This is a genomic window from Streptomyces syringium, from assembly GCF_017876625.1.
GTDB lineage: Bacteria > Actinomycetota > Actinomycetes > Streptomycetales > Streptomycetaceae > Streptomyces > Streptomyces syringius.
Genome location: NZ_JAGIOH010000001.1, coordinates 4,671,419 through 4,688,475, shown reverse-complemented (window position 1 = coordinate 4,688,475; position 17,057 = coordinate 4,671,419). Strand labels below are relative to the sequence as shown.

The 17,057-nt window shown below is 71.5% G+C and carries 11 protein-coding genes; 4 read left to right on the top strand and 7 right to left on the bottom strand.

Going from position 1 to position 17,057, the window contains the following annotated elements:
- Positions 1–53 precede the first annotated feature (53 nt).
- Entirely contained in the window at positions 54–2,126 is a 2,073-nt protein-coding gene (locus JO379_RS20905) for a SpoIIE family protein phosphatase (protein WP_245381506.1), read from the top strand.
- Between the two features lie 13 nt (positions 2,127–2,139).
- On the opposite strand, the gene pdxR is transcribed toward JO379_RS20905, so the two are convergent.
- Positions 2,140–3,591, bottom strand: coding sequence for a MocR-like pyridoxine biosynthesis transcription factor PdxR (pdxR, locus tag JO379_RS20900; protein ID WP_209516351.1), 1,452 nt, complete (start codon positions 3,589–3,591; stop codon positions 2,140–2,142).
- 47 nt (positions 3,592–3,638) lie between these two features.
- On the opposite strand from pdxR, the gene JO379_RS20895 reads away from it, so the two are divergent.
- From JO379_RS20895 to JO379_RS20885, 3 genes are all read left to right on the top strand, one after another.
- Complete coding sequence (locus JO379_RS20895) at positions 3,639–4,115, top strand: carboxymuconolactone decarboxylase family protein (RefSeq protein WP_130879486.1); 477 nt, start codon at positions 3,639–3,641, stop codon at positions 4,113–4,115.
- 129 nt (positions 4,116–4,244) lie between these two features.
- Positions 4,245–7,715 (top strand): hypothetical protein, encoded by a 3,471-nt coding sequence (locus JO379_RS33970; RefSeq protein WP_209516349.1) that lies wholly within the window; start codon positions 4,245–4,247, stop codon positions 7,713–7,715.
- Positions 7,716–7,896: 181 nt separating this feature from the next.
- On the top strand, positions 7,897–8,490 hold the full coding sequence (locus JO379_RS20885; RefSeq protein ID WP_209516346.1) for a Uma2 family endonuclease: 594 nt from the start codon (positions 7,897–7,899) through the stop codon (positions 8,488–8,490).
- A 12-nt stretch (positions 8,491–8,502) separates the two neighbouring features.
- Here the strand turns inward: JO379_RS20885 and JO379_RS20880 are convergent, their stop codons facing one another.
- From JO379_RS20880 to JO379_RS20855, 6 genes are all read right to left on the bottom strand, one after another.
- Positions 8,503–9,483: an ABC transporter substrate-binding protein gene (locus tag JO379_RS20880; RefSeq protein ID WP_130879483.1), complete on the bottom strand. Its 981-nt coding sequence runs from the start codon at positions 9,481–9,483 to the stop codon at positions 8,503–8,505.
- A 1-nt stretch (position 9,484) separates the two neighbouring features.
- Positions 9,485–11,548, bottom strand: a complete 2,064-nt coding sequence (locus tag JO379_RS20875) for an ABC transporter permease (RefSeq protein ID WP_130879482.1) — start codon at positions 11,546–11,548, stop codon at positions 9,485–9,487.
- Between the two features lie 91 nt (positions 11,549–11,639).
- Positions 11,640–12,728: a quaternary amine ABC transporter ATP-binding protein gene (locus JO379_RS20870; RefSeq protein WP_209516343.1), complete on the bottom strand. Its 1,089-nt coding sequence runs from the start codon at positions 12,726–12,728 to the stop codon at positions 11,640–11,642.
- Entirely contained in the window at positions 12,728–14,287 is a 1,560-nt protein-coding gene (locus JO379_RS20865; RefSeq protein WP_209516340.1) for a GMC family oxidoreductase, read from the bottom strand. Before JO379_RS20865 ends, JO379_RS20870 begins: the two co-directional genes overlap by 1 nt.
- Before the next feature lie 110 nt (positions 14,288–14,397).
- Positions 14,398–15,900 carry an aldehyde dehydrogenase family protein gene (locus JO379_RS20860; RefSeq protein WP_130879479.1) on the bottom strand — a complete coding sequence of 501 codons (1,503 nt, stop codon included), beginning with the start codon at positions 15,898–15,900 and terminating at the stop codon, positions 14,398–14,400.
- A 186-nt stretch (positions 15,901–16,086) separates the two neighbouring features.
- A complete protein-coding gene (locus tag JO379_RS20855) occupies positions 16,087–17,052 on the bottom strand; it encodes a serine/threonine kinase C-terminal domain-containing protein (RefSeq protein ID WP_130879478.1) in 966 nt (321 codons plus the stop codon).
- Positions 17,053–17,057 lie beyond the last annotated feature (5 nt).

Genomic DNA, 17,057 nt, shown 5'->3' with positions numbered 1-17,057 from the left:
GTGGGTTCACGCAGTCGACCGGCCGTCAGGATCCCCGGCGAGGAGGACGACCGATGGACACGGAAGAGGGACCCCTGCCGCCTCGCGGGCCGGACTGGCGGATGTTCGACCCCGCCCCCGTCGCGGTGGCCGTCACCCGCGGACCGCGGCACACCCTGGCCTACACCAACCGCACCTACGGCGAGCTGTTCGGTGACCGGCCCGTCGGGCTACCGGTCTCCGAGGCCTTCCCCGACCTCCGGGAACGCGAGTACTTCGACCTCTTCGACCAGGTCCTGCGCACCGGTGAGGCGGTGACCATCACCGCCGCGCCCGTACGGATCGGCTCCCCGGACCCCGGCGAGACCCGCTTCTTCACCTTCAGCCTCTCCGCGACCCCCGGCGACGCGGACGAATCCGGCGTTCTGGTCGTGGCCGTCGAGGTGACCGAACAGGTCAAGGCCGCCGAACGGGCGCGGCTGCTGTCGGAGGAGCGGCTGCGGGCCCTGCGCCGCTACGAGAGCCTCGCCGCCACCGGCCCCCGGATGATGTGGGTCACCGCCGCCAAGGGCGGAACCATCGAACCGAGCCCGGGATGGGAGGAGGTGACGGGCCAGACCTGGGAGGAGTTCCGCGGTGACGGCTGGCTCGACGCCCTCCACCCCCACGACCGCGCCCCGATGATGACCGCCTGGCGGCGCGCCCTCGACGAGGTGCCCGACCAGTTCGAGTACGTCTACCGGCTGCGCACCCGCGACGGCGGCTACCGGCACTACGACGTCAAGGCCGTACCGGTCCGTGAACACGGCACCGTCGTGGAGTGGGTGGGCACCTGCACCGACATCGAGCAGCAGTGGCTGGAGCAGCGCCGCAAGGACCTCCTGGCGCGCGCCGCGGCCGTCCTCGCGGAGGCCACCAAGCCGCGCGCCGCGCTCGCCGCGCTCGGTGACGTGATCGTTCCCGCGCTGGCCGACAAGTGCGGGATCTACCTCCTGCCGGCCACGGACGGCCACGTCGCCACCGACGGGCCGATCACCGTCGAGCGGATCTCCTCCCGCATCCGTGAGGGCCTCCCGTCCGACCTTCCGGCGCGCCGTGAGGAGCTTCTCGAAGCGGGCAGCGCGCTCGCGGCGGCCGTCCGGGAACGGCGCGTCATCCACGCCACCTTCACCCCCGACACCATTCCCCCGGACACCGCCCCGGCCGCCACCCTCTCCTGGCTCCGCCGGGCCGGCGCCCACAGCATGGTGATCGTGCCCATCGTCATCGACGGCACCCTCGCCGCCGTCGTGGACGCCTTCGCGTGCGGGGACCGCGAGCCGATCGGCCCGGCCGACGTGGCCCTGATGCACGAGTTCGTCGAGCAGGCGCACGAACCCCTGCGGCACATCGCCGAGTTCCAGCGCACCCGGCGCGTCGCCCTCGCCCTGCAGCACAGCCTGCTCACCGACCCGCCGAAGTACGACGGGCTGCGCATCGTCGCCCGCTATCTGCCGAGCCCCACCGCCGCCGAGGTCGGCGGGGACTGGTACGACTCCTTCGTCCTGCCCGACGGCGCCCTCATCCTCGTCATCGGTGACGTCGCCGGCCATGACATCGCCGCCGCCGTGACCATGAGCAAGATGCGCAACATGATGCGCGGCCTGGCCGCCGACCGCCAGGAACCGCCCGGCGACATCATCCGACGCCTGGACGTGGCCACCCAGACCCTCAACCCCGAGGAGGGCACGGCCACCTGCGTCATCGCCCGCCTGGAGAAGGGCGACGACGGCGGCTGGCAGACCCACTACAGCGTCGCGGGCCACCCGCCGCCCCTGCTCGTCACGGAGGACGGCTCGACCCGCTTCCTCGACCGGGCCGCGTCACCGATGCTGGGCCTGCCCATGCAGGACGACTGGCGCGACAGCGCCGTCGACCCCCTGCCCGCCGGGAGCACCCTGCTGCTCTACACCGACGGCCTGGTCGAGCGCCCCGACGAGGACATCGACCAGGGCCTCGACCGCCTCTGCCGCACCGCCGCCGTCCTCGCCCGGGAACCGCTCGACGTCTTCTGCGACACCCTCCTCGCCGAACCCGCCGCCACCGGCCGCGACGACATCTGCCTCATCGCCCTGCGCGTCCCCGCGACGGAACCGGCGGGCGGCTGACGGACCCGGGAGCTCACGCCGGTGGCAGCGCGCGCAGGAGGGCTTCCAGGACGGACGGGAAGGCGTGGTCCGCAGCGGTCCCGTAGGCGACGACCAGGGCGTCGGGGGCCCCGGGCGCGCCGGTGGCGTCGGGGTGGCGGAAGCGGCTCAGGCCCTCCAGGGCGAGGCCGTCCCACGCGGCGGCCTGCAGGGCCGTGCGTTCCGTGCCCGGCGGGAGTTCGAGCACGGCGTGCAGTCCGGCGGCGATGCCGGTGACACGGACGTGCGGGGCGTGTTCGGCGAGGGCGGCCACGATCTGGTCGCGGCGGCGGCGGTAGCGCAGCCGCATCGCGCGGACGTGACGGTCGTACGCGCCCGAGGTGATGAACTCCGCGAGCGTGAGCTGGTCGAGGACGCCCGATCCCCACTCGCCCGTGCGCTTGAGTTCCAGCACGTCACCGACGAGGTGTTCCGGCAGCACCAGCCAGCCGAGTCGCAGGCCCGGGGCGAGGGACTTGCTCACCGTGCCGCAGTAGACGATGTGTTCGGGGGCGAGGCCCTGGAGGGAGCCGACCGGCTGTCTGTCGTAGCGGAACTCGCCGTCGTAGTCGTCCTCCAGGATCAGCCCGCCGGTGCGCGAGGCCCAGTCGACGACGGCGGCCCGGCGGTCGGGGTGGAGCGGCGCCCCCGTGGGGAACTGGTGGGCCGGGGTGAGGAGCACCGCCCGGACGTTCCTGTGAGCGTCCAACTCCCCGACGTCCGCCCCGCGTTCGTCGACCGGCAGCGGCCGGCCCCGCAGTCCGGCGCGGGCGATGACATCACGGTGGAACCACAATCCGTACTCCTCGACACCCAGCTCGCGGATGCCGCGCTGCCGCAGCACCCTGCCGAGCAGGGCGAGCCCCTGCATATAGCCCGCGCACACCACGATCCGGGCGGGGTCCGCGCGGACGCCCCGGGCCCGCGCGAGGTAGTCCGCGAGTGCGGCCCGCAGTTCGGGCCGGCCCATGCCGTCGCTGTAGCCGAGCGCCTCGTTCGGCGCCTTGGCCAGGGCGCGGCGGGCGGCGGAGAGCCAGGCCGCGCGGGGGAAGGCGGAGACGTCGGCCGAGTTGGTGCGCAGGTCGTACGTGGGGCGGGCGGCCGGCCGGGGCGGGGTGGTGCGGCGCTCGGGGGCGCGGGGCGCGGCGCGCCGGGCGACGCGGGTGCCGGAGCCCTGGCGGGCGGTGAGCCAGCCCTCGGCGACGAGCTCGCCGTACGCGTCGGCGACGGTGTTGCGGGCCAGCCCCAGGTCGACGGCGAGCGAGCGGGAGGAGGGCAGCCGGGTGCCGGGCGCGAGACGGCCCGTACGGACGGCGTCGCGCAGGGCGCGGATCAGATTGGCCCGTACGCCGCCCGGCCCGGTGAGGTCCAGATGCAGATCGGCGCCGGCACCGTCCGGTGTGGCGTCCGGTGTGCCGTCCTGAGAAGTGGCCCATGATTCCCGCATGGAAATGGACCATACCCGTGGGCTATCCCGACCGTAGTGTCATGGGTATGACGAACAACGCCGCTCCCCACAGCCACGGTCCCCGGATGCACTTCCACAAGCTCGCGCCCGAGGTCCAGAAGGCGATGTACGGCCTGGAAATGGCCTCCCGCAAGGGCCTCGAACCGACCCTGATCGAGCTGGTCAAGATCCGCGCCTCGCAGCTCAACCACTGCGCGTTCTGTCTCGACATGCACATCAAGGACGCCCGCAAGGCGGGCGAGACGGAGGAGCGCATCTACCTCCTGAGCGCCTGGGAGGAGGCGGCCGGCTACTACACGGAGAAGGAGCAGGCGGCCATCGCCCTCACCGAGGCCGTCACGGTCCTCACCGACGGCTTCGTCCCGGACGCGGTCTACGACCGGGCCGCCGCGCAGTTCGAGGAGCAGGAGCTGGCCCAGCTCATCGCCCTCATCACCACCATCAACGCCTGGAACCGCATCGGCGTCACCACCCGCATGACACCGGGCCTGTACGAGGCCTGACGGCACCGAACGAGGACGGCCCCGGCCGCCCCGACACGCGAGTGTCCGGTGGGCCGGGGGTTCGTCTTTTGGAGTGAAGGCGACCTCTTCCCAAAGGGGCGCGCGCGACGGCCGCTCACCATGTGGACTGTGCCTCGACCACTCAACCGGACCCGTCGTCGGACCGTCCGGAACACCTTGCTCGCCGGCCTGGTCACGCTGTGCGTGGCCGGAGGCGTATGGGTCTGCACGGCGGCCGACGACGGCAGCCGGTTCATGGCCGTGTGCGGCTTCTTCGTCAGCGTCGCGGCGCTCGCCGTGGCGGTCGCCGACTACTTCCGGCCGGAGGACGAGCCGACCGATCCGGGCGCCCTCGCGGACGACCTGGCCGGCACGGTCGAGGACCAGTGGTCGGAGGAAGCCGTCGCCCGCAGCCTGCGCGATCCACGGGTTCTCCCACTGAGCTGGTCGGCCAGCACCCGTCCGGTCGGGGACGCCCCCGAGCAGGTGACGTCGGCGGCGGGCCAGATCATCCGGCTACGGCTCGACGGCCGGCTGGCCGACCGGTTCGACGACGCCATCACCCAGCTGGCCGAGGGATACGGCCGAGCGCCCAGTGGCCGGCTGGTCGTGCTCGGCGAGCCGGGCGCGGGCAAGACGGTCCTGGCCATCCTCCTCGCCCTGGGCCTGCTCAAAGGGCGTTCCCGGAGAGGCCCGGTGCCGGTGCTCCTGGCAGCCTCGTCCTGGGACCCCGTGTCCGAATTGCTGGACGACTGGATCGTGCACACCCTGGCGTCCTCCTACTACAGCGGCCGCCACGACATTCCGCGCAAGCTCCTGGACCGTGGGCTGCTGCTGCCGATCCTGGACGGGCTCGACGAGATCCCGGAATCGGCCCGGCGCGCCGCGATCCACGCCATCAACCGGGCGCTCGGCGGAGACCGCCCGATCGTGGTGACCTGCCGCTCGGCCGAGTACGAGGACGTCATCGAAGGCGGCGCCCCGGTACTGCGACGGTCACCGGTGGTGGAGGTCGAGCCGGTGGCGGTCGATGACGTCATCGCGTATCTGGGGGATATCGACTGGCCGGAGGGCACCGACTGGAGCCCGGTCTTCGCTCATCTGCGGGCCCCCGGCAACGGGAACAGCGCCGTGACGACCGCGCTGTCCACACCCCTGGTGGTGTCCCTGACCCGCTTGGTCTACCGGCGAAGTGGCGGGAACCCCGGCGACTTGCTCGATTCCGGGCGGTTCGACTGCCGACACGCGGTCGAAAACCATCTGCTGGCGCGGGTGATCGATGCCGCGTACTCGCCGGAGCTCCTGCCTTCGGGGCGTCCCGTAGCGGGCGACGAGCCGCGCTGGGACGCGGACAAGGCCCGGCGTTGGCTGACCTTCCTGGCCACGTACCTGCACCAGCACCGCGAGCGGGACCTCGCGTGGTGGCTGATGAGCCAGCGGCTGCTGTCGCCCTGGATCGCCCCCGGCATCGGCATGGGGATCGGCACGGTGCTGATGATGACCGCTGTCGGATGGGTGTCCGCCGCCGGCCGGCCTGACAACGACCCCGAGGATGCACTGCTCTTCGCCACCGTGATCGGCATCGGTTTCGCCATCGTCGCGATGGTCATCTGGTATGCCACCGCGGGCCGTTCGCCAGGACGGCTGTCACTGACGCTCCGGGGGTCGGCCCAGCGGCTGCGCCGCGGATTCCTCCTCGGTCTGGCTCTTGTCATGGTCCCGGCCGCACCGTTCCTCGCTGCCGCGTACTTCTACATCCCGCAAGCCGACATCGACAGGTACGGACGGCCCTACGACTGGTCACTCCCGGAGGTCAAGGACTACGCGATTCTCCTGGCGACCAGCATCACGCTGGCCATGGTGATCGGCCTCGCGGTGGCGGTGCACAACTGGCTGGACGCTCCTCCGAGCCGTTCCGCCCAGGCCAGCCCGCCGGCCTTCGTACGACAGGACCGTCAGTCCTCGCTGGCCGGGGCACTCGGAGCCGGGGTCGTGGTGAGCGCGACGTTCGCTCCCGCGCTCGCGATGGGCAGCTTTCTGGCGCTCTTCGGCATGCAGTCCATTGCCCGGTGGGAGCACGGGAATTGGTTCAGCATCGCCGCCACGGCAAGCATCGCGGCGGCCGGCTACCAGGACATCAGCGGCTTCTCACCCGGGTCACCCACCTTGCTGATCGGGGCACTCTACGTCCTGCCCGGGGTGACGGTGGCCCTCCTGGTGCTGCTGAGCAGGGCCTGGACGCGCTTCCTGATCGTCCGTGCCGTGATGGCCCTGCGGGGACAATTGCCCTGGCAGTTGCTGGCGTTCCTCTCCGACGCCAGGGATCGCGGCCTGTTGCGTCAGTCCGGTGGCACGTACCAGTTCCGGCATATCCGCCTTCAGGAGCAGCTCGCCCGGCAAGGTTCCGCCATTGCGTCACCTGCGCACCTGCCGCATGTGGGTGCCGTCGGCACGACACGGCGACGGGTCGTTCTGGGGGCCTCGGCGACAGTCGTACTCGGGGTCGTGGGACGGTCGGCCACCGACCTGCCGGACGATCTCTCGCGTGTCGTGCTCAACGACGTCGATCCCCGAGGGCGCGACCGCATGTACGCCGCGACGTGCATGGCGTTCAGCCATGACAACAGGCTCGTCGCCACCACCAGGAACGACGGAACCCTCCGCGTCCATGAATGGCGCCGGGAGGAACTCATCGGGGACTTCGCCCTGCCCGACTTCGAGCACTGCTGGGAAATCACCTTCAGCGCCGACAACCGCGGTCTGGGTCTCAATCGCGCCTCCGCCGGCGGCAGGCGGAGGGCCTTCGAGCGACGGGACATCGACAGCGGACGCGTCCTCCCCCTCCCCCACCTGGAAGAACGCTGCTGCGTGGCAGCCAGTGGCGACGGCCGCGTTCTGGCCGCGGCCGAACCCGCCGGGCCGGTCCGCCTCTGGGACCGCACCGGGCTTCGCCGGCTCCCCGACCTGGCCAACGGCGGCCCGGTATGGGGCATCGCGGAACTCCATACGCTGGCCTTCAGCCACAGCGGCCGCTACCTGGCGGCGGGCGACAGGAGCAGAACGGTCTGCCTCTGGGACAGGGAGAAGCACACCCGCGTAGGCACCACGTTGCCGACCGTCGTGCACGTGGTGTCGGTCAGCGAGCTCGGCTCTGTCGTGAGCATCACGCCCGGCCTGGTGGCCATGTGCCATCTGTGGAACGCCAAGACACATATGCACAAGGAGATCCCGCTCTCCCATCACTGGGCGGTCAGCGGCGACGGAACAGTGCTGGCGACCGCCGAAGAGGAGTCCGACGACCAGTACGTGGTCCGGCTGTGGGACACCCGCACCGGCCGGCCGCGCGCCCGCACCACCGGCCGCTCCATGCATCCGAACGCCGTCCTGGCCCTCAGTCACAACGGCGGTGTACTCGCCACCACGTCCATCGACGGCAAGCTGGAGCTATGGGCCGCACGTGACGGCAGGCTGCGCGGTCACTCCGCCCCGGGGCACATCGGTGCGGTGTCCAGCGCCGCGTTCACCCGTAACGGCCGCTTCCTCGCCACAGGCGGCGATGACGGCACCGTCCGCATCTGGGACGTGCCCCGGATCCTGTGAGGACACCCGATCCAACGCGTCGACACCCGACAAGCACACTGTGTGACCAATCGCCTTCCCGCTCGCCGTTCCGCGCGGGGGGCGATTTCTCATGTCCGGCACTGGTACGTGGCGCATCATGGTGACAAGCCCCTCATGGCAGTCCGGCACATGTACCCAAGGCCAGAGAAGGGGGCCCGACATGGGAGGTCTCGCGATGACGGCGCCGCTGCCCGACCACGAGCTGGCACACCTGCTCGAGGCCTACGAGCACCTTGAGGTGCCCGAAGGCCACCGAGCGGAACTCATCGGGGGGGAGATCGTCATCTCACCGTCACCCACGAACTTCCACAACTGGCTGTACGGCAAGCTGCACCGCCTGATCGACCGGGCCACGCCGGACGACTGGGCAGTCACCAACACCACCACCGTCTTCCTCCCCGCCACCGACGAGAGGTTCATCCCCGACCTCCTCGTCTGCCCCGCGGACGCGCTGCTCCGGGATCCCGATGAGTGGCGGTTCGCCGCCGAGGACGTACTGCTCGCCGCCGAGATCACGTCGCCGTCGACCGCCCGGCGCGACCGCGGGCCCAAGATCTGGGGCTTCGCCCACTCCCAGGTGCCCATTTATCTCCTCGTGGACCCGCACGACGGCGACGGGAACACCACGGTGCACTGGAACCCGGACGGTGAAGGCCGCTACCGGGACGTGCGCCGCGTGGGGTTCGGGGAGAAACTCCACCTCCCCGAACCCTTCAGCCTCGACCTGGACACCTCGGTCTTCCTCAAGCCGTAGGGATTTCCATCCCTACGGCAGCCACGCCTTCCAGACGTCCGGGTGCCGCTGCACCCACCGCTTCGCGGCCTCCTCCGCCGGGAGCTTCTCCTCGGCGATCATCTGCGAGACCTCGTTCTGGTCCTTCTTCGACCAGGTGAAGTTCTTCAGGAAACGGGCCGCCTTGCCGCCCTTCTCCGTGAACTCCGCGTTGAAGAACTTCTTCAGCGACGACGTCGGATAGGCGCAGTCGACCGTGTCCGGGTCGGCCGTGCCCTTCTCGGCGCACGCGTCCGTGTACTTCGGCAGCTTCACCTCGACCATCGGCACCTCGTTGAAGAGCCACTGGGGCTCGTACCAGTAGGTGAGGAAAGGCTGCTTCTTCTTGGCGAACTGCTTGATCTGCGTGATCTGCGCCGCCTCGGAGCCCGCGAAGACGACCTGGTAGTCCAGGTTCAGGTTCTTCACGAGCGCCTTGTCGTTGGTGACGTACGACGGGGAGCCGTCGAGCAGCTGGCCCTTGCCGCCGCTCTCGCCCGTGCGCAGCTGCGACGCGTACTTGTTGAGGTTCTTCCAGTCCAGGACGTCCGGGTGGGCGTCGGCGAAGTACTTGGGGACGAACCAGCCGATGTGCCCGGTGACCCCGAGGTCACCGCCGGGCGCGATCGTCTTCTTGTCCTTGACGTACCGCTGTTCCTGTTCCGGGTGGCCCCAGTCCTCCATGATCGCATCCACGCGGCCCTGGCTGAGCGCGTCCCAGGCGGGCACCTCGTCGACCTGGACGGTGTCGACGCGGTAGCCCAGCTCGTGCTCCAGCAGGTACTGGGCGACGGCCGTGTTGGCGCGGGCGCCCACCCACGACTGGACGGACAGGGTCACGGTCTTCGCCCCGGCCGCGTTGGCGTAGGGCGAGGCCTGCTTGGTCATGTCGGCCGCCCCGCAGCCGGTGGCGGCGAGGAGCCCGAGGCTGCCCGCCAGGGCGGCCCCGATGGTGATGACGCGTTTGCGAGCCATGTCAGGCCCCCTTTCCGGCACGGGCCTTCGTCGGCTGGGTGACCCTGTCGAGCATCAGGCCCAGGCAGGCGATGGCCACACCGGCCATGAGCCCGGTGGCCAGGTCGCCCTGGGCGAGGCCGAAGACGACCTCGTAGCCGAGCGCGCCGCCACCGACGAGACCGCCGATGATGACGACGGACAGCACCAGCACCACGGCCTGGTTGACGGCGAGCAGCAGCTCCGGGCGGGCCAGCGGGAACTGCACGTGCCGCAGCTGCTGGCCGCTGGTCGCGCCGAGCGAGCGGGCGGACTCCATCGCGCCCGGGTTCACCTGGCGCAGGCCCTGGCTGGTGATGCGGACGACGGCCGGCAGCGCGTAGACGATCGCGGCGGCCGCCGCCGGGGCCCGGCCCACGCCGAACAGGGCGACGACGGGGATCAGGTACACGAACTGCGGCATCGTCTGGAAGACGTCCAGGACCGGGCGCAGCAGCCGCTCCGTGCGGCGGCTGCGCGCGGCGCCGACGGCGATGGCGAAGCCGAGGACGAGTGTCACGGCGACGGCCGCGAGCACCTGCGAAAGGGTGTCCATGGAGCTTTCCCAGCGGCCGAGCACACCGATCGCGCCCATCGCGAGGACGGCCGTCAGTGCGGTCCGCCAGGTGCCGATCAGCCACGCGAGGGCGGCGACGATGACCAGTGCGCCCCACCAGGGCAGGCCCAGCAGACCGTCGCGCAGCGGGTCCAGGACCCAGCCGGTGTAGTGCGCGGCCCAGTCGGCGGTGCCGCCGATGCCGGGGATGCCGGAGTAGAGGTGGTCGACCATCCAGTCCTTGGCGTCGTTGACCGGCGCCGCGATGGCCACGGTCCAGCCGTCCGGCCAACTGAGGGCCCCCATGGCGCGGGTGATGACGGCGACGGCCGCGGTGGCCACGGCGACGAGCGCCCAGCGCTGTCCGCCCTTCCCCCGGGTCTCGGTGCCCATGCGCTCGCCCGCGGCGGCGGTCGTCCGGTCCAGCACGATCGCCAGCAGCACGATCGGGATGCCCGCGGCCAGGGCGCTGCCGACGTCCACGGTCGACAGGGCCTGGTAGACGCGGTCACCGAGGCCGTCGGCGCCGATGACGGAGGCGATGACGGCCATCGACAGGGCCATCATGATGGTCTGGTTGACGCCGAGCAGCAGCTCACGGCGCGCCAGCGGCAGCCGCGCGGTCAGCAGCCGCTGCCGCCCGGTGGCGCCGAGCGACGTCACGGCCTCCAGCACCCCCTTGTCGGTGCCGCGCAGCCCCAGCGCGGTGAGCCGCGCCATCGGCGGGGCCGCGTAGACGACCGTGGCCAGCACGGCCGGGGCCACACCGATGCCGAAGATCAGCACGATGGGCAGCAGATACGCGAAGGCGGGCAGCGCCTGCATGGTGTCGAGGACGGGCCGCAGTCCGCGGAACATCCGGTCCGACAGCCCGGCGGCGAGGCCCAGCAGCGCGCCGATGACGACGGACGCGGCGACGGCCACGGCCATCAGCGCGAGCGTCCGCATCGTCGGCACCCACATGTCCAGCAGCCCGCACACGGCGAGCGACGCCAGGGTGGTCGCGGCGACCTTGACCCCGGCGACCCGCCAGGCGAGCAGCGTCGCGGCGGCCGTCACACCCGCCCAGCCGAGGGCGAGCAGCACGACGTAGACGGCGTGCACGGAGGTGACGATGGCGTTGCTGATGTGGCCGAAGAAATACAGGAACACCCAGTGGCTGTCCCGGTTGTCGATGATCCAGTCGCTGACCTTGCCGAGCGGCTCGTCCAGGCCGACCGTCAGCGCGCCCGGCCAGCTTCCGCTGCCCCAGCGGGCGTGGGCGAGCGGCACGAGCACCGCCGCGGCGATCGCGAGCAGCAGGAGCTTGCGGACGACGGGGTGGGTGCTGAGGAAGCTCAGGACATTACGGCTGCCCGACGCCGCCGGAGCCTCGGCAGCGGTGGCTCTGCCGGGCGCGGGAGCGGAGGCGCGGCCGGCCTGGGCGGGCTTGGCCGTCGAGACCTTCGTGGCCTTCGTGGCCGGCTTCGCCGGAGAAGTGGCGGCACTCATGCGAGCCCCCCGTCCGGTCGGGCGGGACGGCCCGTGGGGCGCGCCACCGCGAGCGGGGCCGCGGGGGCCGTCGTGCGATACGTACCTGCGCTCATGCCGCCGCCCTCTCCACTCGGTCCAGCCCGGCGACGACGCGCAGCAGGCTCTTGTGGTCGACGACGCCCAGGCAGCGCCCGGCGTCGACGACGCGGGCCGGGGAGCCGGTGCGGGCCACGGCCTCGATCGCGTCGGCGACCGTCGTGGCGGGGGCCAGGGCGGGGCCCGACTCGGCCTCGCCGCCGGTGGCGGGGCGCATCGCGCGGCGGACGGTGATGACCTGCTCGCGGGGGACGTCCCGGACGAACTCGCGGACGTAGTCGTCGGCCGGGGAGCCGACGATCTCCTCGGGGGTGCCGCACTGCACGATCCGGCCGCCGCGCATCAGCGCGATGCGGTCGCCGACGCGCAGCGCCTCCGACAGGTCGTGGGTAATGAAGACCATGGTGCGGCCCTCGTCCTCGTGCAGCCGGACGACCTCTTCCTGCATGTCCCGGCGGATCATCGGGTCGAGCGCGCTGAACGGCTCGTCGAACAGCAGGACCTCGGGGTCGACGGCCAGGGCGCGGGCCAGGCCGACGCGCTGCTGCTGGCCGCCCGAGAGCTGGGTGGGGCGGCGGCCCTCCAGGCCGGCGAGGCCGACCTTCTCGACCATCTCCATGGCCTTGGCGCGGCGTTCGGCCTTGCCGACGCCCTGGATCTCCAGGCCGTAGGCGACGTTGTCGAGGACCGTGCGGTGCGGGAGGAGACCGAAGTGCTGGAAGACCATGGCGGCGCGGTGCCGGCGCAGATCGCGCAGTCGGCCGCGGTCCATGCCGACGACGTCCTCGCCGTCGATGGCGATGGCGCCGGAGGTCGGCTCGATGAGCCGGGTCAGACAGCGGACGAGGGTGGACTTGCCCGAGCCGGACAGGCCCATGACGACGAACACCTCGCCCTGCCGGACGTCGAAGGAGACGTCACGGACGGCGACCGTGCAGCCGGCCTCCCGGCGCAGGTCGTCGGGCGACAGCTCGGCCAGCGGGCCGTCCGGGACGCGGTCGGCCTTCGGACCGAAGACCTTCCACAGGTTGCGGACGGAGAAAACGGGCGGGGCCTCGGTACCGATGCCGGCCTCCATGGTCTGTATACCGTCGGCGCTCATCACGCATCACCACCTAGGCTCGTGGCCGCACCGAGCAGTTCGGCGCACTTCTCCCCCACCATCAGTACTCCGATCATCGGGTTCACCGCGGGCATCGTCGGGAAGACGGACGCGTCGGCTATGCGTACGCCGTCGAGGCCGCGAATCCTCAACTCGGGGTCTACCACGGCCAGTTCATCGGTGACAGCACCCATGCGGCAGGTGCCGGCCGGGTGGTAGACGGTGTGCGCGACCTTCCGCGCGTACTCACTGATCTCCTCGTCCGAGGTGATCTCCGGGCCGGGGCACACCTCGCGCTTGAGCCACTTCGCGAGCGGCTCGGCCTTGGCGATCTCCCGGGCGATCTTGATGCCGTCGACGAGCGTACGGGCGTCGTAGTCGTCCTCGTCCGTGAAGTACCGGAAGTCCAGGGCGGGCTTGACGGCCGGGTCGGCGCTGGTCAGGTACAGCCGGCCGCGGCTGTGCGGCTTGGGGATGTTCGGGGTCATCGACACGCCGTGCTCGGGCTTCTCGTAGCCCAGCCGCTCGGGGTTGTCGGTGAAGGGGATCTGGTAGAAGTGGAACATCAGATCGGGCCCGTTGGCCGCCGGGTCGCGGCGGATGAAGAGCCCCGCGTCGGAGTCCATCGCCGAGTTCTCGGGGATCGGCCCGTCGGTCTCCCAGACGATGACGGACTCGGGGTGGTCGAGCAGGTTCTCGCCCACGCCCGGCAGGTCGTGCCTGACGGGGATGCCCAGCGCCTCCAGATCGGCCTTGGGGCCGATGCCGGAGTGCAGCAGCAGCCGCGGGGTGTCCACCGCGCCGGCGCACAGCAGGACTTCCCGCTCCGCCTCGACGATCATCTCGGTGCCGTCCGCGGTGCGGACCCGCACGCCGGTCGCCCGGTTGCCGTCCAGCTGCAGCTCGTAGGCCCAGGTCTCCAGCAGGATGCGGAGGTTGGGGCGGTCACCGGCCTCCATGTGGGGGTGGAGGTAGGCGACGGACGCGGAGGAACGCTTGTTGTTCTCCGGGTGGTACGCGAGGTCGAAGAAGCCGACGCCCTCGTGGAAGGGCTTCTTGTTGAAGCCCTCCACGCGCGGCACGTCGACCGCCGCCTGGGCGGCCTCGACGAAGTCGCGGGCGATGGCGTTACGGTCCTTCTCGTCCACCGGCACGATGTTGTTGCGCAGCCGGGCGAAGTACGGGTCCATCGACTCCGCGTCCCAGCCCTCGGCCCCGGCGGTGGCCCACTCGTCCCAGTCGCCGGGCAGCGGCTTGAAGGAGATCAGGGTGTTGTGCGAGGAGCACCCGCCGAGCACCCGCGCCCGGCTGTGCCGGATGTGGGAGTTGCCGCGCGGCTGCTCGGTGGTCGGGTAGTCGTAGTCCAGCTCGCCGCCGAGCAGACCGAGCCAGCGGCGCAGGGTGAGCACCTCGGGACGGTCGACGTCGGACGGGCCGCCTTCGATCACGACCACGGACAGGCCCGGGTCCTCGGCGAGCCGGGAGGCGATCACCGATCCGGCGGTGCCTCCGCCGACGACGACATAGTCGGCGGTGATCTTCTCAACTGCGGGGGGCATGGGGGTACTCCTCGGGGGCGGGAAAGTTCTTCGCTCGTACGGCACCGGCCCCATCGGGCAGGTGGCCGCGGTCATCGGCCGTCGGTATCGGTCGACCGGCTGCGCGGGGCTCAGCCTCCGAACCAGCGCACCGGCTTCGGCGCGAGGTTCTGGTAGATGTGCTTGGCCTCGCGGTACTCGGCCAGTCCGGACGGCCCCAGCTCGCGCCCGATGCCGGACTTGCCGAAGCCGCCCCACTCCGCCTGCGGCAGGTAGGGGTGGTAGTCGTTGATCCATACGGTGCCGTGGCGCAGCCGGCCGGCGACGCGGCGCGCGCGGCCCGCGTCCTTCGTCCAGACGGCACCCGCGAGCCCGTACTCGGTGTCGTTGGCGAGGGCGACGGCCTCGTCCTCGGTGCGGAAGGTCTCCACGGTGAGGATGGGACCGAAGGTCTCCTCGCGGACGACCTTCATCGTGCGGTCGCAGCGGTCCAGGACGGTCGGCGAGTAGAAGTAACCGGCCGCCGGGCGGACGGCGTTCGGCTCGGGCTGGGATCCGCCGCAGCGCAGCGCGGCGCCCTCGGCCAGCGCGGAGGCGACGTACGCCTCGGTCTTGTCGAGCTGCTGCGCGGAGACGAGCGGGCCGCACTCGACGCCGTCCTCCGTGCCCCGGCCGAGCTTGATCTTCTCGGCGCGGCGGGCCAGTTCGGCGACGAAGCGCTCGCTGACGGACTCCTCGACGATGAGGCGGGAGCCGGCCGAGCAGACCTGGCCGCTGTGGATGAACGCGGCGTTGAGGGCCTGGTCGACGGCGGTGTCGAAGTCCTCGTCGGTGGCGCAGGCGTCGGCGAAGACGACGTTGGGGTTCTTGCCGCCGAGTTCGAGGGCGACCTTCTTCACGGTCGGCGCGGCGGCCTGCATGACCTTGGTGCCGCTGGCCAGTCCGCCGGTGAAGGAGACGAGGTCGACGTCGGGGTGCTCGGAGAGGCGGGCACCGACCGGGTCGCCCGCGCCGGTGACGAGGTTCGCGACGCCGTCGGGCAGGCCCGCCTCGACCAGCAGCCGGACCAGCTGCACGGTGGTCAGCGGGGTGACCTCGCTGGGCTTGATGACGAAGGTGTTGCCCGCGGCGAGCGCCGGGGCGATCTTCCAGCTGGCCTGGAGGAGCGGGTAGTTCCAGGGGGTGATCAGTGCACAGACGCCGACCGGCTCGTGCACGACGACGCTGTGGACGTCGGTGGTGCCCGCGTCGACGACGCGACCGGGGCCCTCGCCCACGACGAGGTCGGCGAAGTAGCGGAAGGCGTCGGCGACGCAGTCGACGTCGGTGCGGCCCTCTTCGAGGGTCTTGCCGGTGTCGCGGCTCTCGGTCAGCGCGATGGTCTCGCGGTCGCGCCGGAGGAGGTCGGCCACGCGGCGCAGCAGCGCGGCGCGCTCGGCGACGGGCGTGTGCGGCCAGGGGCCGAAGTCGAACGCGCGCCGGGCCGCGGCGACGGCGGCGTCGGTGTCCTCCGTGCCGCCCTCGGACACCACGGCGAGTGTCTTGGCGTCTGCGGGGTCGAGGACCTCCCGCTGCGCGCCGGACGCGGCGGCGCGCCACGCCCCGTCCACATGGATGGTCTCGACTGACGACATGTCTCTTCTGCCTTCCGATTTCCGAAACGTCCCGTTACCGACCGAGCAAAGTCGGACTCGGCAACGGGACGCCCCTAACCGGAAGGGGAAAACCTATGCCACTTCCTTCACAAAGAGTGACCCGAGTCACTCCGGTCGGGACTCTGTGTGATGACTGCGGGTCACTCCGTGAGCTACCGGCGCGAGCTACGACGAGCAGTAGCCGGCCGGGCAGAACGACCGCAGGACCACCTTGAAGATCTCCAGGTGCGCGTCCCAGACATGCACGGGCCCGGCGACCAGCAGCGCGTACTGCCGCCGGTCGGGCCCGGTGAAGGCGTGGACGATGATGTGCCGCACGCTGCCGTCGTCCCGCTCGTAGGTGTACTCCAGCTCCGCCGTGTCACCCACCCTTCCACTGACCCTTGCCAGGCTCAGCCGTCGGTAGTCCTTGTTCTTGGAGACCGTCTTCTCCGTCGCCACCAGCGATTCGTACGGAGTGCCCTCCGGGCCGTTCAGCGTGAAGACCTGGATCAGGCTCTTGGTGTCCGGCGTCTTGTAGAAGACGCTGGCGCCCTCCGTGCTGCGCCGCCAGTTCCGGGGCACGTCGAGACGGAACCCGGCCGGGTCGTCGGTGCGCAGATATCCCGGCGGCGCTCCGGGGGTGCCCGACAGGGTGCCGGGACTCGTGGGCGACGGGGTGTACGGATAGCCCCCGGTGCCGCCCGTCGTGGTGCCCCCCGAGGTGGTGCCCCCGGTCGTGGTGCCGCCGGTGGTGGTGCCCCCGGTCACACTCGAACCGTCGGACGTGGGGCCCGGGGTCGCCGGGGCGCTCAGGCTGGGCACGGACTCGCCGGTCGAGGAATCGCCGCCGTCGTCGTCCCGCAGGAGCGCCCAGGCCCCGATGCCGATCCCGCTCGCCAGCAGCACCCCGGCCATCACTCCGGCCAGGATCGACGCGTGGGAGGGGCCGTCGGGCAGGCCCTCCGGCTCGTCCGGGTAGTACGGCTCCTCCGGCGGCAGCCCGTCCGGGGGGAACCCGTCCGGGGGGACCGGGCCCATGCCGGTCTCGGTCTCGGCCTCCGGCGAGGGCCGGCGGGCAGGGCGGGCCGGCAGTGGTGTGGGCGGTAAGCCCTCGACCCATTGCTGCCGGTCCGCGTCCCAATAACTCATGTTCC